Origin of the sequence: Stenotrophomonas sepilia (genome assembly GCF_003244875.1) — a bacterium.
Lineage (GTDB): Bacteria > Pseudomonadota > Gammaproteobacteria > Xanthomonadales > Xanthomonadaceae > Stenotrophomonas > Stenotrophomonas sepilia.
The window spans coordinates 13,815-33,892 of record NZ_LXXZ01000071.1 but is presented as its reverse complement, the minus strand read 5'-3'; the positions used below and the strand labels follow the sequence as shown (position 1 = coordinate 33,892).

General features: G+C 67.2%; 21 protein-coding genes. 6 read left to right on the top strand and 15 right to left on the bottom strand.

Going from position 1 to position 20,078, the window contains the following annotated elements:
* Nucleotides 1–113 precede the first annotated feature (113 nt).
* The 3 genes from prmA to fis all read left to right on the top strand — a co-directional run bounded on the left by prmA (nt 114) and on the right by fis (nt 2,235).
* Entirely contained in the window at nt 114–1,034 is a 921-nt protein-coding gene (gene prmA, locus A7X97_RS14705; protein WP_111008102.1) for a 50S ribosomal protein L11 methyltransferase, read from the top strand.
* A gap of 42 nt (nt 1,035–1,076) precedes the next feature.
* Nucleotides 1,077–1,844 (top strand): DUF3426 domain-containing protein, encoded by a 768-nt coding sequence (locus tag A7X97_RS14700; protein ID WP_111008096.1) that lies wholly within the window; start codon nt 1,077–1,079, stop codon nt 1,842–1,844.
* Between the two features lie 115 nt (nt 1,845–1,959).
* Complete coding sequence (gene fis, locus A7X97_RS14695) at nt 1,960–2,235, top strand: DNA-binding transcriptional regulator Fis (protein WP_005419706.1); 276 nt, start codon at nt 1,960–1,962, stop codon at nt 2,233–2,235.
* A gap of 95 nt (nt 2,236–2,330) precedes the next feature.
* On the opposite strand, the gene A7X97_RS14690 is transcribed toward fis, so the two are convergent.
* From A7X97_RS14690 to A7X97_RS14665, 6 genes are read right to left on the bottom strand one after another with little or no spacing between them, the layout of a single operon-like run.
* On the bottom strand, nt 2,331–3,326 hold the full coding sequence (locus A7X97_RS14690; RefSeq protein ID WP_061478167.1) for a phosphatidate cytidylyltransferase: 996 nt from the start codon (nt 3,324–3,326) through the stop codon (nt 2,331–2,333).
* The gene (locus A7X97_RS14685; protein ID WP_005419712.1) at nt 3,323–3,952 is read right to left on the bottom strand and encodes a lysophospholipid acyltransferase family protein; all 630 of its coding nucleotides are present in this window, start codon (nt 3,950–3,952) and stop codon (nt 3,323–3,325) included. The genes A7X97_RS14690 and A7X97_RS14685 overlap by 4 nt, the downstream gene beginning before the upstream one ends.
* Nucleotides 3,953–3,965: 13 nt before the next feature.
* Nucleotides 3,966–4,403 carry a hypothetical protein gene (locus A7X97_RS14680; RefSeq protein WP_095378195.1) on the bottom strand — a complete coding sequence of 146 codons (438 nt, stop codon included), beginning with the start codon at nt 4,401–4,403 and terminating at the stop codon, nt 3,966–3,968.
* On the bottom strand, nt 4,400–5,728 hold the full coding sequence (locus A7X97_RS14675; protein WP_095378196.1) for a phosphatase PAP2/dual specificity phosphatase family protein: 1,329 nt from the start codon (nt 5,726–5,728) through the stop codon (nt 4,400–4,402). Before A7X97_RS14675 ends, A7X97_RS14680 begins: the two co-directional genes overlap by 4 nt.
* On the bottom strand, nt 5,728–7,479 hold the full coding sequence (locus A7X97_RS14670) for a bifunctional alpha/beta hydrolase/class I SAM-dependent methyltransferase (protein WP_111008095.1): 1,752 nt from the start codon (nt 7,477–7,479) through the stop codon (nt 5,728–5,730). The genes A7X97_RS14675 and A7X97_RS14670 overlap by 1 nt, the downstream gene beginning before the upstream one ends.
* A gap of 34 nt (nt 7,480–7,513) precedes the next feature.
* Nucleotides 7,514–8,131, bottom strand: a complete 618-nt coding sequence (locus A7X97_RS14665) for a CDP-alcohol phosphatidyltransferase family protein (RefSeq protein WP_111008094.1) — start codon at nt 8,129–8,131, stop codon at nt 7,514–7,516.
* Nucleotides 8,132–8,336: 205 nt separating this feature from the next.
* Between A7X97_RS14665 and purH the strand changes: the two genes are divergently transcribed.
* On the top strand, nt 8,337–9,920 hold the full coding sequence (purH, locus tag A7X97_RS14660; RefSeq protein WP_072167297.1) for a bifunctional phosphoribosylaminoimidazolecarboxamide formyltransferase/IMP cyclohydrolase: 1,584 nt from the start codon (nt 8,337–8,339) through the stop codon (nt 9,918–9,920).
* 61 nt (nt 9,921–9,981) lie between these two features.
* Nucleotides 9,982–11,265 (top strand): phosphoribosylamine--glycine ligase, encoded by a 1,284-nt coding sequence (gene purD / locus A7X97_RS14655; RefSeq protein WP_088497435.1) that lies wholly within the window; start codon nt 9,982–9,984, stop codon nt 11,263–11,265.
* Between the two features lie 76 nt (nt 11,266–11,341).
* Here purD and A7X97_RS14650 read toward each other — a convergent pair whose 3' ends face one another.
* The 9 genes from A7X97_RS14650 to rhlB all read right to left on the bottom strand — a co-directional run bounded on the left by A7X97_RS14650 (nt 11,342) and on the right by rhlB (nt 19,066).
* Entirely contained in the window at nt 11,342–11,674 is a 333-nt protein-coding gene (locus A7X97_RS14650) for a helix-turn-helix domain-containing protein (protein ID WP_111008093.1), read from the bottom strand.
* Nucleotides 11,658–12,041, bottom strand: coding sequence for a type II toxin-antitoxin system RelE/ParE family toxin (locus tag A7X97_RS14645; RefSeq protein ID WP_227836824.1), 384 nt, complete (start codon nt 12,039–12,041; stop codon nt 11,658–11,660). The genes A7X97_RS14650 and A7X97_RS14645 overlap by 17 nt, the downstream gene beginning before the upstream one ends.
* 313 nt (nt 12,042–12,354) lie before the next feature.
* Complete coding sequence (locus A7X97_RS14640; protein WP_088497437.1) at nt 12,355–12,675, bottom strand: hypothetical protein; 321 nt, start codon at nt 12,673–12,675, stop codon at nt 12,355–12,357.
* Between the two features lie 145 nt (nt 12,676–12,820).
* Nucleotides 12,821–13,696: an RNA polymerase sigma factor RpoH gene (rpoH, locus tag A7X97_RS14635; RefSeq protein ID WP_005411269.1), complete on the bottom strand. Its 876-nt coding sequence runs from the start codon at nt 13,694–13,696 to the stop codon at nt 12,821–12,823.
* A gap of 278 nt (nt 13,697–13,974) precedes the next feature.
* Nucleotides 13,975–14,688 carry a uracil-DNA glycosylase gene (ung, locus tag A7X97_RS14630; protein WP_088497438.1) on the bottom strand — a complete coding sequence of 238 codons (714 nt, stop codon included), beginning with the start codon at nt 14,686–14,688 and terminating at the stop codon, nt 13,975–13,977.
* Nucleotides 14,685–15,527, bottom strand: a complete 843-nt coding sequence (locus A7X97_RS14625) for a response regulator (protein WP_005411271.1) — start codon at nt 15,525–15,527, stop codon at nt 14,685–14,687. Before A7X97_RS14625 ends, ung begins: the two co-directional genes overlap by 4 nt.
* A gap of 7 nt (nt 15,528–15,534) precedes the next feature.
* On the bottom strand, nt 15,535–16,482 hold the full coding sequence (gene ftsX / locus A7X97_RS14620; RefSeq protein ID WP_005419726.1) for a permease-like cell division protein FtsX: 948 nt from the start codon (nt 16,480–16,482) through the stop codon (nt 15,535–15,537).
* A gap of 3 nt (nt 16,483–16,485) precedes the next feature.
* A complete protein-coding gene (gene ftsE / locus A7X97_RS14615) occupies nt 16,486–17,172 on the bottom strand; it encodes a cell division ATP-binding protein FtsE (RefSeq protein ID WP_005419728.1) in 687 nt (228 codons plus the stop codon).
* Nucleotides 17,173–17,341: 169 nt separating this feature from the next.
* Nucleotides 17,342–19,066: an ATP-dependent RNA helicase RhlB gene (gene rhlB / locus A7X97_RS14610; protein WP_072167299.1), complete on the bottom strand. Its 1,725-nt coding sequence runs from the start codon at nt 19,064–19,066 to the stop codon at nt 17,342–17,344.
* Nucleotides 19,067–19,575: 509 nt separating this feature from the next.
* On the opposite strand from rhlB, the gene trxA reads away from it, so the two are divergent.
* Nucleotides 19,576–19,905 carry a thioredoxin gene (gene trxA / locus A7X97_RS14600; RefSeq protein ID WP_005411275.1) on the top strand — a complete coding sequence of 110 codons (330 nt, stop codon included), beginning with the start codon at nt 19,576–19,578 and terminating at the stop codon, nt 19,903–19,905.
* Nucleotides 19,906–20,078: the final 173 nt, after the last annotated feature.

Sequence of the window (20,078 nt, the reverse complement as noted above, 5' to 3'; positions counted from 1 at the left end):
CCCGGCAGGCCTGTCTGAACTGCCCCCGTTCATCTCAAGATGGCATCTCACGCGATACGGAGACGCTCCGATGGTCTAGCATGGCCCCCTTTCCCGTGATTGCCCCCACCGCCATGCCGTTCCTGGAACTGACCCTGCGCTGCACCGAAGCCACCCAGCCCCGCTATGAAAATGCGCTGGAGGACGTCGGCGCACTGGCTGTGACCCTGCTCGATGCCGAAGCCGACACCAGCAACGAACAGGCCATCCTCGAACCCGGCGTGGGTGAAACGCCGCTGTGGGACACCCTGGTGCTGAGCGCACTGTTCCCCGCCGACAGCAATGCGCTGTTGCTGCTGGCCGCGCTGGAATCATTCGATCCGGAACTGGACTGGAGCAACGGCAGCTTCCGCGCCGTCGAGGATGAAGACTGGGAACGCGCCTGGCTGGACCAGTTCCAGCCGATGGATTTCGGCAGCCGTACCTGGATCGTGCCGTGGAACCATGAACTGCCGGACGCCGCGCAGGCCGCCGATGCCGCCGTGGTGCGGCTGGACCCGGGCCTGGCCTTCGGCTCGGGCACCCACCCGACCACCGCCCTGTGCCTGCGCTGGCTGGACCAGCTGGCCGTGGACGGCCAGTTGCAGGGCCAGCGCGTGCTCGACTTCGGCTGCGGCTCGGGCATCCTCGCCCTGGCCGCGCTGAAGCTGGGTGCCGCCGAAGCGGTCGGCGTGGACAACGATCCACAGGCGCTGGTCGCCACCGCCGACAATGCCGAGCGCAACGGCGAGCAGGCGCGCATGCACGTGTACCTGCCGCAGGACGAACCGGTCGCCACCTACCCGATCGTGGTCGCCAACATCCTTGCCTCGGCACTGGACGCGTTGGCCGAGCTGCTGGCCGCGCGCGTCGCTGCCGGCGGCCGCATCGCCCTGTCCGGCATCCTGCATGGCCAGGAAGGCGAACTGCTGCAGCGCTACGCCGCGTGGTTCGACGACCTGCAGGCGACCCGGGATGGCGACTGGATGCGCATCACCGGCATACGCCGCGCCTGATCGTGATTGAATGACCGCTGGATCCGAGCCCGCACCCTGAGCATGTCCGAGCCGAACCCGCCGCGCCGCCCTTTGGCCACCTTCCTGCGCCCCACGTCGGAAGGCGAGGCTGCACCTGCGACCGATTCACGCACGCCCGACCCGGCGATGCAGGACATCCCGCCAGCCCAAGCCCGCGCCCCCCTCGAAGCGGCGCTGCCACCGATGGCGGAAACGCGACCGAGCGATGACATCGTCAACCCCGACGAAGCGGCCGTGATCGAACCCGTCCTTGCCGTTCCGGCCCCGCAGGCCGTGGCTGGGGATGCACCCAGTTTCCTGGGCACCTCGCGGCCACGCGCACTGCCGACGCCACGCTGGCACTGGGGGCTGGTCGCCGGACTGGCACTGCTGCTGGTCCTGCAGAGCGTGCTGGCCGATCGAGCGCGACTGGCCGCCGACGCCGGCAACCGCGCCTGGCTGGGCGCACTGTGCGGCGTATTGCGCTGCAGCCTGCCGGCCTGGCATGAACCCACCGCGTTCACCATGACCAGCCGCGAGATCCGCCCCCTGCCGGGCCAGGCCGGCGTACTGCAGGTGCAGGCCAGCATCCGCAACGATGCACGCTGGGCACAGGCCTGGCCGGATCTGCGCCTGTCGCTGTCCGATGCCGATGGCCGGGTGATCGGCAGTGGCGTGTTCGCACCGGCGCAGTACCTTGGCGAAAACCCCGGCGCGGCCGTGCTGGAACCGGGCCAGAGTGCACGCATTGCGTTCCGCGTGCAGGAACCCGCCGCATCCACCGTCGCATTCACCTTCGACTTCCTCTGAGCAGGATAGAGGCGACCAGCCGTGGCAGGTCGGGCACGCTCGCGCTAGACTGGCCGCCACCACCTCGTCCGGCCGCGCGCTCCGCGCGCACGGGCCAACCGAATCGGGAATCCCCTTGAACGCTGTCCTCTCTCGTCCTGACAACAGTCGTGGCGCTCCCCGGCCACCGCTGCGTGAACACGTCGCCCAGTCCGTGCGCCGCTACCTGCGTGACCTTGATGGCTGCGACGCGGACGATGTCTACGAGATCGTGCTGCGCGAGATGGAAATCCCGCTGTTCGTGGAAGTGCTCAACCACTGCGAAGGCAACCAGAGCCGTGCCGCGGCGATGCTGGGCATCCACCGCGCCACCCTGCGCAAGAAGCTGAAGGAATACGGCATCAGCGCGTAAGCGCGCGTGGGTAGTGCCGGCCGCTGGCCGGCAATCCCATGAACGATGGCAGGACCGGTGGATCCACGCCATGCGTGGATCGAAGCCCGGCAGAATCAACCGCCTCCGCCCGCCTTCCAGTAGTACCTCACCACATGGAAGAACACGGGCGCGGCGAAGCACACCGAATCCAGCCGGTCGAGCATGCCGCCATGGCCCTCGATCATGTGGCCCCAGTCCTTGATGCCACGGTCGCGCTTGATCGCCGACATCACCAGGCCGCCCCAGAACCCCATCAGGTTGATCAGCAGCGACAGGCCGAACGCCTGCAGCGGCGTGAACGGGGTGATCCACCACAGCGCCGCTCCCAGCGCGCTGGCACTCAGCACGCCGCCCACGAAGCCCTCCACCGTCTTCGACGGCGACAGCTTCGGGGCGATCAGGTGCCGGCCCAGCAGCTTGCCCCAGATGTACTGCAGCACATCCGAGGACTGCACCACGATCACCAGGAAGGCAAACAGCAGCACGTTGCGCGCCGGATCATGCCCGGGCACATGCAGGTTGAGCAGCAGCGGCACGTGCGAGATGCAGAACACGCAGATCATCAGCCCCCACTGCACCTTCGCGGTGCGCTCCAGGTAGTGCGTGGTGTCACCACCGATGGTGGACAGGATCGGCAGGAACAGGAACGCGTAGACCGGAATCAGCAGCGTGTACATGCCGTACCAGTCGATCCACACCAGGTAGTACTGCCACGGCAGCACGATGTAGAACGCGGCCAGCAGCGCGTAGTAGTCGCCCGAGCGGGTCGGTGCCAGAGTGATGAACTCGCGCAGCGCGAACAGCGAGATGATCGCAAACAGTACGATCACCCCCGCGCGACCAAAGAACAGCGCCAGCCCGACCACGATCGCCATCACCCACCAGGCGCGGATGCGCGACACCAGGTTGGCGATCACTGCACTGGGCTGCCCACGCTGCCGCCAGCGCAGGGTCTCGGCCACCAGCGTGGCCAGCACCAGCACCGCGCCGACGCCGGCAAACAGCAGGCCGGTCTGCTGGCCCACGCTGCGCGCGGCCAGGTCACCGGACACGTCCATCAGATAGCTCATGCGCGCCCTCCATTCGGCGCCAGGTCCAGCAGCGCCTGCCGGCTGCGGGCCAGGAATGCGGCCTTGTCCTCGTCGGCCTGCAGCCGCAGCGGCGTGCCGAACGTGGCCGTGCACAGCAGCGGCAGCGGCAGGAACCGGCCCTTCGGCATCACCCGCTTCAGGTTGTCGATCCACACCGGCACGAACTCAAGCTCCGGTCGTTGCCGCGCCAGGTGGTAGATGCCGCTCTTGAACGGCAGCAGCGGCTCATCGCCCACATTGCGCGTGCCTTCCGGGAACAGGATCAGCGAGCACTCTTCGTCGACCGCATCGCGCAGCACCTGCAACGGGTCCTGCTGGCGATGCCCGGCCTCACGCTCTACCAGTACACCGTTGAATACCGCATCGATCAGGTAGCGGCGCAGGCCGTCGCGCTGCCAGTATTCGGCGGCGGCCACCGGGCGTACCTGTCGCCGCAGCGCGGGCGGCATCGACGACCAGATCAGCACGAAGTCACCATGGCTGGCGTGGTTGCCGTAGTACACGCGGCGCTCGCTGGACGGCGCACAGCCGATCCACAGCGCACGGGCGCCGGTCACCACGTGGATCGCGCCACTGCAGGCGCGTGCAATCAGTTCGGCGAACATCGGCCCCTCCCGTTCACGTCTGCGGCCACACTACGGCCAGCACCAGTAGTGCGGCCTGCACTGCTGTCAGCAGGTACTGGCGCAGCAGCAGCCGGCGCATGCCGGCCCAACGCACGTCCCAGCCGCGCAGCGGCGCATCGGCCGGTGTGCGGCGCAGGCCACTGTCCTGCAGCAGCTGGTCGGTACGGCGTGCAGCGGCTTCGCCATCCAGGCCTTCATCGCGCAACAGCTGCAGCAGGCTCGCGTCCAGCCCGACCCGCCATGCATGGTAGGCCTGCATGAGCCCAGCGCCCACACTGAGCAGCAACAGCCCGGCGGCGATCATCGCCAGCCCCGGTTCGATGCCCAGCAGCAGCAGCGCCACCAGCAGCAGCCCCAGTGACAGCAGTGCGGGCCAGCGTCCCTGGCGCAGCAGCAACTGCATGGTCGCCAGATCGGGAACGGCACTCATGCGCGCCCTCCAGCCGCTGCGGTGATGGCTTGCAGATGCTCCGGGCCCAGCACGATGCCGGGGCGTGCCGCACGCACGATGGCGACCGCCGCCTCGACTTCCACGGCACGGCCCGTGCGCAGCAGCCACGTCGCCACGCTGGCGGCACTGCGTGAGTAACCCAATGCGCAGCACACCAGCAGCGGTCCCTGTACCCGCAGCCGTTCGATGGCCTCGGCGGCCTCGCGCAACTGGTGCGGCGTGGGCACCACCAGATCCAGCATCGGCACGCTGGCATACGCCGCGCCCGGCGCGCGGCAGGACAGCTCGGCGCAGGCATCGATCACGCCCACCAAAGGTGCCGGCAATACCGTGCAGGGAATCCGGCCCAGCCACACGCCGTCCAGCACCGGCACCGGCTGCGGCGCACGCCGTGTCCACAGCCGCGAGTTGATCCAGGCGGCGCCCAGGTACGGTGCCAGCAGCCAGCGTGCCGCCATGGTCAGGCGACCATCGGCGCGCTTCTGGAACACCGCCGTACCCAGACCGGCATAGGCCAGCGCCACCAGCAGCAGCGACACCACCGGCCACAGCAGCCACAACGCCGTACCCCGCAGCAGGACCACCGGCACCAGCAGCACAGCGGCCCCCAGCAGGTACAGCGCAGCCAATCGCCACCGCTTGGCATGCCGCACGATGCGCCAGGCACGCAGCGGTGGCGTGCCCTGCTCCGGCCACAACCACACGCACAGCCAGCCGGCCAGCAGGCCGGTCGGGATGTCGATGAAATGATGCTGGAACGTGGTCAGCACCGAGACGCCGATCAGCAGCGCCCACACATGCAGTACCCAGCGCCAGGCACCGTGCAGGTACTGCGCGAACTTCACCCACAGCACGATCAGCAGCACGATGTGCAGCGATGGCGCCTGGTTGAACGGCTTGTCGAAACCCAGCAGCACATCGAACAGCCAGCCGAACACACCGCCGATCTCCGGCCGCTCGAAACTGAAGCGCAGCGGCCACAGCAGGAAGCAGCTCACGGCGATCAGCTGTGCACTGAACAGCCGCAATGCGTGCCGGTCCAGTTCGAGGCGCTGCCGGCACAGGAAGAAGGAGACCGCGTAGAACAGGTCGATCGACCAGTACGGCACGATCGTCCATGGCACGAACGGAATCTGCGTTTCCCAGCCGAACGCCATCACCGGCAGTTCGGCGTGGCGGCCGGCCATCCAGTTGGCGAAGCCGTAGCTGGCAAAGAAGAACGGGCCCAGCAGGGCCAGCCACAGCAGCGCGCGCCGCCAGGGGCGCCCCGCCGTGGCAAGCGGAGTTGCAGCCAGCGTCGCCATCACGCGGTCCGGCGTGCCAGCGACACAGTGAAGATGCCGAAGTCATCGATGCGCTGCGTCACTTTCTCGAACCCGGCCAGGCGCACCAGTTCATCCATTTCCTGCTGGGTGCGGCGGCGCATCACCCAAGCAGCGCCACCACGATGACTGGTCAGCGCGCGGGCGATGAACTCCAGCTGCGGGTGCCAGGGCTGGCCGGTGTAGGCCAGGTAGCCACCCATCGGCACCGTTGCGGCGATGCCCTGCAGCGAGCGCAGCACGGCGTCGTTGTCGGGGAACAGTTCGTACAGGCCCGATACCACCGCCAGCGTCGGCGCCGGGTCGACCTGCGCCAGCTGCACCGGATCGAACGCATCGCCCTGTTCGAAACGGGCGATGTCGGACGCACCGAGGCGCTCGATCAACGCCTGGCCCTGGGTCACGTTCAGACCGCTGAAGTCGCGCAGCACGATGCGCTCGGCGCGTTGCTCGCCCTGGCCCAGCGCTTCCAGTACATAACGGCCGTGGCCAGCGGCCACGTCCAGCACGCGCACCGGCATGCCCTGCCCACGCAGGCGCTGGGCGGCATCGCGCAGCAGTTCCTGCAGGTGCCGACCGCGAATGCGGATGCCGCGCCAGCCGATCGCATCCAGGTAGTTGCGGTCGACCAGGCGACCCAACGGGCCCTTGCCGCGTGCTTCGTCGCGATAGATGTAGTCCAGCGTGCTGCCCGAATCGAAACCGGTCTGCAGGCCCAGTGCAATGCCTTCGGACAGTCTGCCGCCAAAGCGCAGGCCACCGCGCACCACGCGCCAGCGAAGATCGGCCAGGCTGTTGCGCTCGGGCGGCCAGGCCAGGATTTCAGACTCTTCAAATGTCGGCCCATGGCGGTGCGCATCGCGGCGCGACAGCTCGCGCAACGGCTCGGCGAAACGCGCCTGGATGAAGCTGCGGATGCGCGCCAGTGCCGGTGCCCGATCACGCTCGCCCAGCGTGTCGTGGAAGAAGCCCGGCAGATGCACGCGCTCCTTGATCGGGCTGGACAGGCGCTCGTAGAAGCGGTCCTGCGGGCCACGGTGCACGACGAAGTCCGAGCCGGACACCAGCAGCTGCACCGGCACGCTGATCGCCTGCGCATCGGCGACGATGCGATCGGCCGCCTCGTACAGGCCCAGCAGCACCCGCACCGAGATTGGCCGGGTGATCAGTGGATCGGTGCGGTAGCTTTCCACCCGCGCCGGATCGTGGGTCAGCCATTGCGGCTTGACGTAACTGTTGACGAAGAAGTTGCCGCGCAGCTTCTGCATCAAGGCCAGGCCCGGCCGCGCGAACGGCACGTACAGCTTCACCTTGAACGCCGGCGAGGCCATCACCAGCGCGCGCAGGCGTGGCGCGTAGTCGTGCACCCAGGTGGCGGCGACCACGGCACCCACGCTCTGCGCGATCACCACGATGTCTTCCACCGCGATCCCGTGCTCGGCGCCGATGTGGGCGATGAAGCTGTCCAGGTCGCGCACCAGCGCCGGAAAGCCCGGTGCATCGCCACGCGCGCCCGGCGAGCGGCCATTGCCGCGCGCATCCCAGGCGAAGAAGGCGGTGTCAGGCAGGTCCAGCTCATCGACCAGGTGGGTAACACGCCCGGAGTGCTCGTGCCCGCGGTGCAGCAGCACGATGGCCCGGGTGGCCGGGGTGGCGGTGGTGCCGGCCCAGTACCGGTAGAACAGCGGTACCTGGTCGAAGCTGTGGAATTCCCGTTCCTTCGCCTGACGCATGCAATCTCCTGATTGTCTTTTTCTATCTGCTTGATTAATTTGGCGAAACTGCGGTTTCCCGCAGTCCCCGACGGACCCGGTTGACCATCGTCAGCACGCACAGCACCGCCATGGCCGCGGCCACGCCCGTGACCGTCAACGCGCCAACCCACTCAAACGCCAGCAGCAGGCCCAGCGCACCGATCACGAAGGCGCGGTCGCTCTTGCCCATCGGGCCGTCATAGCGGCGGCTGGCGCCGACCATCAGCCCCAGCACGCCGGCGTATTCGCTCAGCGCCGCGGTCCAGGCCAGCAGCCACAGCGCCTCCGGGCGCACGCCCGGCACGCTGAGCAGGCTCAGGTACAGCGCCGCATCGGCGATCACATCGCATAATTCGTTCAGATAGGCACCCAGCCGCGACTGCTGGCCGAATTCGCGGGCCAGCATGCCGTCCACGGCGTTGAGCGCCATGCGCAGCAGCATCCACAGCGGCAGCAACAGGTACAGCCATGGCTGGGCCGGCGCGCAGCACCAGACGGCGCCGGCCACCAGCAGCGAGACCACGGCAGCGGCCACGGTCACCGCATTGGCGGTGATCCCCACGCGGTACAGGCCGCGTACGGCCGGACGCAGGAGGTCCTGAAAACGTCCTTTCAATGCATAGATCGACACGATCCGAACCCGCTGATCCTTGGCAGTTCCCGCACAGCCTACCCGATTGGGGCAGCGCGCCCCATCGAATTGATTGCGGCCCCCCGGCCAGACGGTGCTGAAGGCGGCCACAGGCCATCGGTGCGGGTTGATTACCACCACCAGCGCCCGCCACCGGCCCCCACCGCCTACAATATCGGCCCCGCTCCGCTGCCGATTCCGTCCCATGACTGCTGATCTGTTGCCCGTCCGCCGGGCCCTCCTCTCCGTTTCCGACAAGACCGGTCTGGTCGAGCTGGCCACTGCGCTGGCGGCACGCGGCGTGGAGCTGCTGTCCACCGGCGGCACCGCCAAGGCGATCCGCGAGGCGGGCCTGGCGGTGAAGGACGTGGCCGAGGTCACCGGTTTCCCGGAAATGATGGACGGCCGGGTCAAGACCCTGCACCCGATGGTGCACGGCGGCCTGCTGGGCCGCTCCGGCCTGGATGACGCGGTGATGGCCGAGCACGGCATCGGCGCCATCGACCTGCTGGTGCTGAACCTGTATCCGTTCGAATCGGTCACCGCCAAGGCCGACTGCACCCTGGCCGACGCGGTCGAGAACATCGACATCGGCGGCCCGGCCATGCTGCGTTCGGCGGCCAAGAACTTCGCCCGCGTGGCAGTGGCCACCGACCCGTCGCAGTACCCCGAGCTGCTGGCCTCGCTGGAGGCCAACAGCGGCCAGCTGACGGCTGCCACCCGCTTCGCGTTCTCGGTGGCCGCGTTCAACCGCGTCGCCCAGTACGATGCGGCGATCAGCAACTACCTGTCGGCGGTCACCGCCACCGACGCCGCCGTGCCGGCCCGTGCCGAATACCCGGCGCAGATGAACTCCACCTTCGTGAAGGTGATGGACCTGCGCTACGGCGAGAACCCGCACCAGAGCGGCGCGTTCTACCGCGACCTGTACCCGGTCCCGGGCACGCTGGCCACCTTCCAGCAGCTGCAGGGCAAGGAGCTGAGCTACAACAACCTGGCCGATGCCGATGCGGCGTGGGAATGCGTGCGCCAGTTCGATGCGCCGGCCTGCGTCATCGTCAAGCACGCCAACCCGTGCGGCGTGGCCGTCGGCGCCGGCAACGGCGATGCCTACGAGCTGGCCTACGCCACCGACCCGACCAGCGCCTTCGGCGGCATCATCGCCTTCAACACGCCGCTGGACGCCGCCACCGCCAAGGTGATCCTGGACCGCCAGTTCGTGGAGGTGCTGATTGCCCCGGACTACGAGCCGGCCGCGCTGGAGTACGCGCAGAAGAAGGCCAACGTACGCGTGCTGCGCATCCCGCATGGCGACGGTCTGAACAACTTCGACAGCAAGCGCGTCGGCTCGGGCCTGCTGCTGCAGTCGTCAGACAACCGCGGCATGACCCGCGACGAGCTGAAGGTGGTCAGCAAGCTGGCGCCGACCGACAAGCAGTTCACCGACCTGCTGTTTGCCTGGAAGGTGGCCAAGTTCGTGAAGTCCAACGCGATCGTCTACGCCAAGGACAACCGCACCATCGGTGTCGGCGCCGGCCAGATGAGCCGCGTGTACTCGGCCCGCATCGCCGGCATCAAGGCCGCCGACGCGAACCTGGTGGTCGAGGGTTCGGTGATGGCCTCCGATGCGTTCTTCCCGTTCCGCGACGGCATCGATGCCGCCGCTGCCGCCGGCATCAAGGCGGTTATCCAGCCGGGCGGTTCGATGCGCGATGCCGAAGTGATCGCCGCCGCCGACGAACATGGCCTGGCCATGGTGTTCACCGGCGTGCGCCACTTCCGCCACTGATCCGCATCACCAAGCCGGGCCCTGCCCGGCTTTTCTTTTCCGTATCCGAGAACCCTGTCCCATGAAGATCCTCGTCATCGGCTCCGGCGGCCGCGAACACGCCCTGGCATGGAAGCTGGCCCAGTCCTCCCGTGTCACCGACGTGATCGTGGCGCCCGGCAACGCCGGTACCGCCAGCGAAGACAAGTGCCGCAACGTGGCGGTGAAGGTGACCGATATCGACGGCCTGCTGGCGCTGGCCCAGGCTGAAGGCGTGGCGTTGACCGTGGTCGGCCCGGAAGTACCGCTGGTGGCCGGTGTGGTCGACCGCTTCCGCGCCGCCGGCCTGCGCATCTTCGGGCCAACCGCCGCCGCCGCGCAGCTGGAAGGCAGCAAGGCCTACGCCAAGGACTTCCTGGCCCGCCACAACATCCCCACCGCGTTCTATGCCGTGCACACCGACGTGGACGCTGCCCTGGCCTACATCCGCGAGAAGGGTGCACCGATCGTGGTCAAGGCCGATGGCCTGGCCGCCGGCAAGGGCGTGATCGTCGCAATGACGTTGGCCGAGGCCGAAGACGCGGTGCGTGACATGCTCTCCGGCAACGCGTTCGGCGATGCCGGCGCCCGCGTGGTGATCGAGGAATTCCTCGATGGCGAGGAAGCCAGCTTCATTTCGATGGTGGACGGCGTGCATGCGCTGCCGATGGCCACCTCGCAGGACCACAAGCGCGTCGGCGACGGCGACACCGGCCCCAACACGGGTGGCATGGGCGCGTACTCGCCAGCGCCGGTAGTGACGCCGGAGGTGCATGCACGCGTGATGCGCGAAGTGGTGAACCCGACCGTGCAGGGTATGATCGCCGACGGCATCCCGTTCACCGGTTTCCTCTACGCCGGCCTGATGATCGATGCCAGCGGCGCGCCGAAGGTAATTGAATTCAACGTGCGCTTCGGCGATCCGGAAACCCAGCCGGTGATGCTGCGCCTGCAGTCGGACCTGGTCGAGCTGGTGGAAGCGGCGATTGATGGCCGCCTGGACCAGGTAGAAGCGCAGTGGGATGCGCGCCCGTCACTGGGCGTGGTGCTGGCCGCGAAGCCCTACCCGGAAGCGCCGATCACCGGTGACGTGATTTCCGGCCTGGGCGACGTGCCGGCCAGCGCCAAGGTGTTCCATGCCGGTACGGCATTGGATGCGCAGGGCCAGGTGGTCAGTGCCGGTGGCCGCGTGCTGTGCGTGGCCGCACTGGGCGACAGCGTGCGCGACGCACAGGCCAATGCCTATGCCGGCGTGGCCAAGGTGACCTGGGCCAACGCGTTCCACCGCACCGACATCGGCTGGCGCGCGATCGCACGCGAGGGCTGAATGTGGATCAGGCATCCACGCGTGGCGTGGATGAATCTCACCAACGAGGGAGGCCCGGCAATGCCGGGCCTTTGCTCTAGAGAACGGCGTCCAGGCCCTTACGGTCGATCAGGTTCAAAAGCTTCAGCGACGGCCCGCTTGGCTTCTTCTCGCCCTGCTCCCAGCTACGGACCGTCGAAACGCTGGTGTTGAGCACACCTGCGAACAACGGCTGGCTAAGTTCCAACGACGTGCGAAGTGCACGGATCTGGGCGCTGCTGTATTCGGGCACAGGCTCCAGACAAAGCGCCTCGTACATGCTCATGCGCCGCTTGTCGATGAAGCCGCTGGCGTAAAGGCCCGCCGCGCCTTCATGCACCGCATCGAGGATCGCACTCTTTGCACGTCTATGTTCAACCGTCTTTGTCATGGCAAATCTCCTGCAGTTCTCCGCAGATAACTGCCCTGTCCAACTGTGCAGGGCACATTCTCAAGAACTCAGACGCATACAGCTGAAGGGCATCCCGTTCCGCACTACTGATGGTCGGGCGCGCGTTCTTCTCGTAGCAGAAGAGAAAGAACCAGTAGCGCCCCACCTTAGTTGCGACAATAACGCGGGCGCTACCGCGCTTTCCGCGGCCCGGCAGCGCAACTCGCTTTTTGAGAAGGCCGCCCCCTATATCTGCATCAATCAGTCCTTGACGCATTTCCACCACCGCGTGGCACAAGGCTCTATCGGTCAGTGAAGAACGTCGTGTACTGCGGTTGAAGCTTCGAGTGCGGAAGACACGTGACATGATCATACCGTGCCACCGAGTGGTACGGCGTGAAAGTCAGCAACCAGCGCATGCTCCGGTCGGCGCAGCTGCCGCCCTGGCGTCAGGATTGATCCACGCCATGCGTGGATGTGCTCCAAAAACAAAAAGACCCGGCATCACTGCCGGGCCTTTCTTCATTCCAACGCCTTCCTGCTTATGCGGTGAAACGAGTACCACCGCACCGACATCGGCTGGCGCGCGATCACACGCGAAGCGTGAATGCAGATCAGGCATCCACGCGTGGCGTGGATCTACTGGCCGAACGGAACGACCCGGCACAGCCGGGTCGTTGTCACCGGATGCGAAATGCGGTGCGCAGCGTTACGGCGTCACTGATATCACCGTCTTCCAGGCAGACCACAGACGCGCCGTCCAGCGCGTCCTGCAGGCGTGCATGCAGATACGGGGAGCCGGTCTGGATCTGCAACCACAGCGAGCAGTCACCTTCGTACGTCAGCCCCACATCGTAGTCCGCGCCATTATGCAGCGCTCGATCCTTCAACCAGAGATCCGGCCCCTGACGCCCTACGCAGCTGGCGTCCTCAGCCAGTACGTCCATGACGCGCTTCGCTGCTGAGGTGTGATCGAACACCAGTCTGTACTCGTAACTCATCGTGGACTCCTTGTACGGGCTGCGCCGCTGACAGGCCACCGCCTTTGACGTCCGACCGCAGTGTGTAGCAGAGCGGGGGCATCCGCGCAGACAAGAAAGGCCCGGCACTGCTGCCGGGCCTTTCACAATTGCGACGCCTTCCCGCTTACGCGGTGAACAGCGCCTTCATCTTCTTCAGCGCGTTCGCCTCGACCTGGCGGATGCGCTCAGCCGACACACCGTACTCGTCGGCCAGTTCCTGCAGCGTCACCTTGCTGTCGGCATCCAGCCAGCGACGACGGATGATGTCGCGCGAACGCGCATCCAGTTCGGCCAGGCCTTCGCGCAGCAGCTGCATCTGGTTGTCTTCGCTGTCCTCGCGCTCGTAGGCCATCGACGGGTCTTCGTCATCGGCAACCAGGAACGCAGCCGGCGACGGCGGGGCGTGCTCGTTGTCCTCGTCGGTCGGCGCATCGAAACCGATATCGCGACCGGACAGGCGCGACTCCATTTCCATGACCTCGCGCTCGGACACGTTCAGGTCCTTGGCCACCGCGCTGACTTCAGCCGCGTTCATCCAGCCCAGGCGCGTCTTCGACTTGCGCAGGTTGAAGAACAGCTTGCGCTGCGCCTTGGTGGTGGCGACCTTCACGATGCGCCAGTTCTTCAGGATGAACTCGTGCATTTCGGCACGGATCCAGTGCACGGCGAAGGAGACCAGGCGCACGCCCATGTCCGGGTCGAAGCGCTTGACCGCCTTCATCAGGCCGATGTTGCCTTCCTGGATCAGGTCGCCCAGCGCGAGGCCGTAGCCGTTGTAGCCGCGGGCCACGTGCACCACGAAGCGCAGGTGCGAATGCACCAGCTCGCGGGCGGCGTCCAGATCGTTGCCGTCGCGGAAGCGACGGGCCAGGTCCTGTTCGTCATCGACCGACAGCACCGGGATCTGGTGCACGGCACCGATATAGGCGTCCAGCGAACCGAGCGCACTGGGAATCGGGAGATTGTTTGCCACAAGGGCAGTAGAGGTGTTCTGGCTCATAGGCACCCATCTTAGCAGTCCGGGATTTGGACTGCTAAAGGAGGAAAAAGTTCCAGCATCCTATTGATGCAACACTGGTCCCAAACAGAGCCCTACCGTAGCGCGATTTGATGACAGTGGCGAGCACGCTTTTCGGGATTCACAATCCCTTGGAATTCAAGCAATTACCCGGCGGAAACCGGCCGATTTCAGTCAAGCGGAGCTGAACGGGCCGTTCTGAAGGCCCATTCAGCGCCGAAGACGTTGCCCGGTGTTCAGGCCCGGCAGCCCGCCGGTGCTCAAAGCGCCGAACGCGGCGGCAGCGACCAGTCGATCGGGGCCTGGCCGCGACGCTGCAGGTACTCGTTGGCCATCGAGAAATGCCGGCAGCCGAGGAAGCCACGATGGGCCGACAGCGGCGACGGGTGCGGCGACTTCAGCACGCGATGGCGTCGGGTGTCGATGACCTTGCCCTTCTGCTGCGCATAGGCGCCCCACAGCAGGAACACCAGGCCTTCGCGTTCGCGGTTGAGCACGTCCACCACGTGATCGGTGAAGCCCTCCCAGCCACGCCCCTGGTGGGCACCAGCCTTGCCCTCTTCCACCGTCAGCACGGCATTGAGCAGCAGCACCCCACGTTGCGCCCACGGAATCAGGCAGCCGTGGTCCGGGCGCGGGATGCCGAGATCGCTCTCGATCTCCTTGTAGATGTTCAGCAGCGACGGCGGCACCGGCACGCCCGGCGGCACCGAGAAACTCAGGCCATGCGCCTGGCCGCGGCCGTGGTACGGGTCCTGCCCGAGGATCACCACCTTCACCTGCTCGAACGGCGTGGCGTCGAACGCGGCGAAGATCTGCGGGCCGGGCGGGAACACCGCCGCGCCACTGGCCTTGCGCTGGCGCAGGAAGCTGGACAGCTCGCGCATCTGCGGCTGCAGCAGGTAATCGCCGACATGCTGCTTCCAGCTCGGTTCCAGCTGGATCGTCGGGGTGTCGGCTACTTCATCCATCATCGGATCAGGGGTCCATCGTTCAATCGGGCCAGGCGCAGCTGGAACAACACCTTGGTGACCAGCAGCCGCTCTTCGATCGGCTTGAGCACCAGGTCATTGGCACCGGACTGCAGCAGCCCGGTCTGGTTGTGCGGGTTGCCATCACCGGTCATCACCAGCACCGGCAGGCGGCGCTTGCCGTAACCGAAGTCCACGCGCACGCGCTGCACCACGTCGCGCCCGCTCAGTTCGCCCTTCAGGGTGACATCGGTCAGCACCAGGTCGATGCGGTGGCGGCTGCGGCCCAGCGACTCGGCAGTGAGCAGGGTGAATGCCTCTTCGGCGCTGACCACGTGCAGTACGTTCAACTGCTGGCGCTCGAGCATGCGCTTGGTGGCCTCGGCCACCACGCGGCTGTCTTCGATATAGAGGATGGTGGCGCCGGGGATGGTCTGCGGCTGCACATAGCCACGGATGAAGGTCGCCAGTGCCTCATGGCCCAGCGCCTTGTCGAAATAGTCGGTGACGTACTCGGTGAAGCGTCGCTGCTCCAGGTGCTGCTGGGCATCGCCGGACACAACGATCACCGGCACATAGGCCTGGCCGGCGGCTTCGCGCACCATCCGCGCCAGCGCCAGGCCGTCGCCATCGCGCAGGGTCAGCGAGGTCGTCACCAGGTCCACCGGGCCCTGCGCCAGCGCCTGCTGCGCATCCTCGATGCTGTCGCAGCCGATCACCTCCACGCCCGGCAGGTCACGCTGCAGGACATCGGCGATCAGTTTGCGGACCAGCTTCGAACCATCGACCACCATCACCCGCGTCGCGGGCCCTTCAAGGTGCTTCAGCGCTTGCGGTTGCATGCCGGTCTCAGGTGTCGGTCGGACGGGTCTGGCGGAGGAAGTGGCCGGTCACCAGCCAGGCGCCCAGCCAGCCCAGCAGCAGCGTGCCGACCAGGACCAGGCCGCCGTGCAGCAGGTCCAGGCCATGCAGCACGAACGGGCTGCCGTAGCTGCGCGAGAGTTCGGCCAGCGGCACGCGCAGGGCGGCACCGGCGGCGCCGATCAGGGCCAGCGCTACCGCGCCGGCGCCCAGCCCGTACCACGCGCCCAGGTACAGGAACGGGCGGCGGATGAAGCCATCGCTCGCGCCGAGCAGCTGCAGCACGCCGATCTCTTCGCGACGGGCCTGGATGTCAAGGCGCACGGTGTTGCCGACCACCAGCGCGGCGCCCACGCCGAGCAGCACCGACAGCACCTGCACCAGACGTGCACCGAACGCCAGCCAGGCGTCCAGGCGCTGGCGCCACAGCGCATCGTGCTGCACCAGATCGGCCTCGGGCAGGCTTTCCAGCGCGCGCGCCAGGCGTGCGTCGTCCTTGCCCTGGCCCGGGGTGATCACCAGCAGCGAGGGCAACGGATTGTCGTTGAGCGCATCGATCGCCTCACCGAGGCCGGCATCACGCAGTTCCTGCAGGCCCTGCTCGGGTGTGCGCACATTCACTTCGGCCACGTCATCGCGGTCGCGCAGCTGGCCGGCCAGGCGAAGCGCACCGGGACCATCGATGTTGCCCTTCAGGAACACGTTGATGTCGCGCGACTGCTGCACGCTGCCGGCGAACTGCTTGAGGTTGTCCAGCGCGATCGACAGCCCCAGCGGCAACGCCAGGGCCAGCGCCATGACCATCACGGTCAGCAGGGTCGCCCACGGCTTGCGGCAGGCGCGGCCCAGGCTGAACACCACGCTGTGCACGTGGTGCTGGAACCAGACGCCCACGCGCGACGGGGCGGCGGCTTCGCTGTTTTCGTTCTTCGCCATCGGTTACTCCGCCAGGTCCTGCGGCGAGATGTCATCCACCAGCCGGCCGTGGTCGAGGATCAATACGCGCTTGCGCATGCGGCGCAGCAGCGGCAGGTCGTGGCTGACCACCAGCACGCTGGTGCCGCGCGAGGGCAGCTCGGCGAACAGGGCCATGATCTCCGCTGCCAGGGTCGGGTCGAGATTGCCGGTCGGCTCATCGGCCACCAGCAGCTTGGGCTCGCCGACGATGGCGCGGGCGATGCCGACGCGCTGCTGCTCGCCGGCCGACAGCTGCGAGGGCAGTGCCTTCTCACGATGGCCCAGGCCCATGCGCTCGAGCACTGAACGCACGCGCTTGTTGATGTCGCCACGGCGGGTACCACGCAGGATCAGCGGCAGCGCCACGTTCTCGGCAATCGAGCGGTCCATCAGCAGGCGGTGGTCCTGGTAGACCGCCCCCACCGCGCGTCGGTGGCGCGGCACGTCGCCGCCGCGCACCTTCAGCAGGTTGCGCTCGTCGAACACCACCGCGCCACGGCTGGGCCGCTCGTCGAGGTGGATCAACTTGAGCAGCGTACTTTTACCCGCACCGGAATGGCCGGTGACGAACAGCATCTCGCCCGGCGCGACCTCGAAGCTGACATCGGTCAGTGCCTCGTGGCCACCGGCGTACTGTTTGCTGACATTGTCGAAGCGCAGGACACTCATGCCCCGATTATGCAGGACCTGCGCGACGTCGTGGAGATGGTGGGGCGATTGGTGGTAGCCGCAGGAGCAGCCGAGCGTAGGCTCGGCTCTACAGGGCGGCATGGGGGCTGTAGAGCCGAGCCCATGCTCGGCTCAGTGCGGACTGAGGACCGCACGCACCATCGGCGGCTTAGTTGCCCGACAGCATCCGCCGGATCTTGCGGCCGATGCGGGTCAGGAACGAATCGCCGGTATCGGCGGCGGTACGCACCGGCTTGGCCACCACCTGCACCGGGGTCACCGGGCTCGCGCCGTTGCCGGCGTTGGCCTGCACGCCCTCGGCACCCTCTACCGGACGGCCATGGCGACGACGACGGCGCTTGCGCGGCTTGTGTTCACCATCCACGGCACCTTCCGGTGCGCCTTCGGCGCGCGGCGGGCGCGGCGGACGCGGGGCCTGGGCAGCGGCGCCTTCAGCACCGGCGACCGGGGCAGCAGCGCCCTGCTCGCCTTCCACGCGCGGCTTGCGCGGGCCGCGCGAACGGCGTTCGCCGCTGCGCTCGCCGTCACGGCCACCACGACCACCACCACTGCCGGAGCGACCGCCACTGCGGCCGCCGCCCCGACGCTCTTCCTCGGCGGCGCGGGCTTCGCGCGCTTCACGGAAGATCTGGCCGACGCTTTCGTTGTCCTCGCCTTCCTCGCCTGCAGCCGGGGCCGGGCGTTCCGGGCGCGGCAGCGGCGTCAGCAGTTCCTTGGTGACCGGCTCGGAGGGAATCTTCTGCTCGATGTAGGCCTCGATGTCCGGCAGGCCCATCGCGTAGCGTTCGCAGGCGAAGCTGATCGCATCACCTTCTTCACCCAGGCGCGCGGTACGGCCGATGCGGTGCACGTAGTCTTCGGCATCGAACGGCAGGTCGTAGTTGTAGACGTACTTGATGCCGTCGATGTGCAGGCCGCGCGCGGCGACGTCGGTGGCCACCAGGATTTCCAGCTGGCCCTTCTGGAAGCGGTTGAGCAGGCTCTCGCGCTTCTTCTGCGGCACGTCGCCGGACAGCACGCCGACGCGATAGCCGGCCTTTTCCAGCGAGCGGGCAACGCGCTCGACGAACACCTTGGTGTTGACGAACACCATGGTCCGCGCGCCTTCGCTGCGCGACAGCAGGCCCAGCAGCAGCGGGATCTTCTCGTCGTCGGCCGGGAAGTAGATGCGCTGGCGCACGCGGGCAGCGGTGATGGTCTCGGCTTCGACCACCAGCTTCTGCGGCTCGTTCATGTGCTCGTAGGCCAGCTCCAGCACGCGATGGCTGAGGGTGGCGCTGAACAGCAGGGTCTGGCGGATGGTGCGTTCCGGCATGCGGCGCAGCAGGAAGCGGATGTCCTTGATGAAGCCCAGGTCGAACATGCGGTCGGCTTCGTCCAGCACGCAGATCTCGCAGGCATGCAGCGAAACCACCTTGTGCTGCTTGACGTAGTCGATCAGGCGGCCCGGGGTGGCGATGATCACGTCCACGCCCTGCTGCAGCAGCTCGCGCTGCTTGTCGTAATCCACGCCACCGTAAACCAGCGCGAAACGCAGGCCCAGGTCGGAACCGAACTTCACCGCATCCTTGTGGATCTGGATGGCCAGTTCGCGGGTCGGGGCGAGGATCAGGGCGCGGGGGTCTTCCGGCTTGCGGTCGGCCAGCGCCGGACGGGTCAGCAGGCGGTTCACGACAGCGACCAGGAAGGCCAGGGTCTTGCCGGTACCGGTCTGGGCCTGGCCGGCAACATCACCACCGGGCAGCGCGACCGGCAGGGTCAGCGCCTGGATCGGGGTGCAGCGGGTGAATCCGGCTCCTTCAAGGCCGGCCTGCAGGGCCGGGTGCAGCTCGAAGGAGGAGAAGGTCAAATCGGTCAGCGGTTTGTCGCTCATGAGTCCGTCTTGGTATGGCCGCCGGCCCTTGGGGCGGCTGGCACTTCAGCGTCTAGGGGAACCGTCGCAAACTGCGGCCCCTGCGGCGGGTTGGCAGGCCGGGACCCCTCGGTCCGTGCGCCGCACAATGTCCCAGTTTAACGCACTCGGGCAGGCAAACCGGAATGCGACGTCTCATGGCATCCAGAGACGTGACCTTCACCCAGCCACACCGGACTTGAACGGCCTGCACGGAGGCGCTGGTGTCGCCCACTGCCAGCCCCATCTTCAGGAAGACAGTGAAATCCGACACATACCGGCCATCGAAGCGATCACGATACGCTGGGTTCCAGACGGCGCCTGTCCCTGCCCCGCGATAGGGGTACACTGCCGGCCGTGAGCGTCCAGGCATCCCGCCGAACGCACCGCGGCAGTGCGCCGCGAGGCAACGACGAGGGTCGCGCCACCGGGCAAGGCCCAGTTCACCCACCTCCGGCATGGCCGGGTGCAATCCAAGACGAGAAACCAAGATGAGCGACAAGGTTGTACATGTCGGCGACGCCGACTTTGATAGCGCAGTGCTGAATTCCAAGGAACCGGTGCTGGTCGATTTCTGGGCCGAGTGGTGTGGCCCCTGCAAGATGATCGCCCCGGCGCTGGACGAGCTGGCCGATGCCTACCAGGGCCGCGCCAAGATCGCCAAGGTCAACGTTGACCACAACCGTGCGCTGGCCGCGAAGTACCACGTGCGTTCGATTCCGTACCTGGTCGTGTTCAAGGATGGCGAGAAGGTCGGCGAGCAGATCGGTGCGGTGGGCAAGGCCCAGCTGGCCGGCCTGCTGGACAAGGCCTTGGCCTGATCCTGCCGGTCTCCGGCAGCCGCCGAGCGCGGCTGCCGGCGGGCGCACCACGCCCATGATGAATGCTGTTCCCGGCGACCCTTGCATGGCGCCGCAGGCCGATGATAGTGTCGGCATATCCGGCCGCGTTCGCGTGCCGCACCCTCTGGACGCAGTTTCTTCCAGACCCATTC

What these genes read in the sequence shown, in the direction of transcription:
- prmA (WP_111008102.1), top strand. Translation starts at nt 114, where the DNA reads ATGCCGTTCCTGGAACTGACCCTGCGCTGCACCGAAGCCACCCAGCCC.
- A7X97_RS14700 (WP_111008096.1), top strand. Translation starts at nt 1,077, where the DNA reads ATGTCCGAGCCGAACCCGCCGCGCCGCCCTTTGGCCACCTTCCTGCGC.
- A7X97_RS14690 (WP_061478167.1), bottom strand. Translation starts at nt 3,326, where the DNA reads ATGAGCTATCTGATGGACGTGTCCGGTGACCTGGCCGCGCGCAGCGTG.
- A7X97_RS14685 (WP_005419712.1), bottom strand. Translation starts at nt 3,952, where the DNA reads ATGTTCGCCGAACTGATTGCACGCGCCTGCAGTGGCGCGATCCACGTG.
- A7X97_RS14680 (WP_095378195.1), bottom strand. Translation starts at nt 4,403, where the DNA reads ATGAGTGCCGTTCCCGATCTGGCGACCATGCAGTTGCTGCTGCGCCAG.
- A7X97_RS14675 (WP_095378196.1), bottom strand. Translation starts at nt 5,728, where the DNA reads ATGGCGACGCTGGCTGCAACTCCGCTTGCCACGGCGGGGCGCCCCTGG.
- A7X97_RS14670 (WP_111008095.1), bottom strand. Translation starts at nt 7,479, where the DNA reads ATGCGTCAGGCGAAGGAACGGGAATTCCACAGCTTCGACCAGGTACCG.
- purH (WP_072167297.1), top strand. Translation starts at nt 8,337, where the DNA reads ATGACTGCTGATCTGTTGCCCGTCCGCCGGGCCCTCCTCTCCGTTTCC.
- purD (WP_088497435.1), top strand. Translation starts at nt 9,982, where the DNA reads ATGAAGATCCTCGTCATCGGCTCCGGCGGCCGCGAACACGCCCTGGCA.
- A7X97_RS14650 (WP_111008093.1), bottom strand. Translation starts at nt 11,674, where the DNA reads ATGACAAAGACGGTTGAACATAGACGTGCAAAGAGTGCGATCCTCGAT.
- A7X97_RS14645 (WP_227836824.1), bottom strand. Translation starts at nt 12,041, where the DNA reads ATGTCACGTGTCTTCCGCACTCGAAGCTTCAACCGCAGTACACGACGT.
- A7X97_RS14640 (WP_088497437.1), bottom strand. Translation starts at nt 12,675, where the DNA reads ATGAGTTACGAGTACAGACTGGTGTTCGATCACACCTCAGCAGCGAAG.
- rpoH (WP_005411269.1), bottom strand. Translation starts at nt 13,696, where the DNA reads ATGAGCCAGAACACCTCTACTGCCCTTGTGGCAAACAATCTCCCGATT.
- ung (WP_088497438.1), bottom strand. Translation starts at nt 14,688, where the DNA reads ATGATGGATGAAGTAGCCGACACCCCGACGATCCAGCTGGAACCGAGC.
- A7X97_RS14625 (WP_005411271.1), bottom strand. Translation starts at nt 15,527, where the DNA reads ATGCAACCGCAAGCGCTGAAGCACCTTGAAGGGCCCGCGACGCGGGTG.
- ftsX (WP_005419726.1), bottom strand. Translation starts at nt 16,482, where the DNA reads ATGGCGAAGAACGAAAACAGCGAAGCCGCCGCCCCGTCGCGCGTGGGC.
- ftsE (WP_005419728.1), bottom strand. Translation starts at nt 17,172, where the DNA reads ATGAGTGTCCTGCGCTTCGACAATGTCAGCAAACAGTACGCCGGTGGC.
- rhlB (WP_072167299.1), bottom strand. Translation starts at nt 19,066, where the DNA reads ATGAGCGACAAACCGCTGACCGATTTGACCTTCTCCTCCTTCGAGCTG.
- trxA (WP_005411275.1), top strand. Translation starts at nt 19,576, where the DNA reads ATGAGCGACAAGGTTGTACATGTCGGCGACGCCGACTTTGATAGCGCA.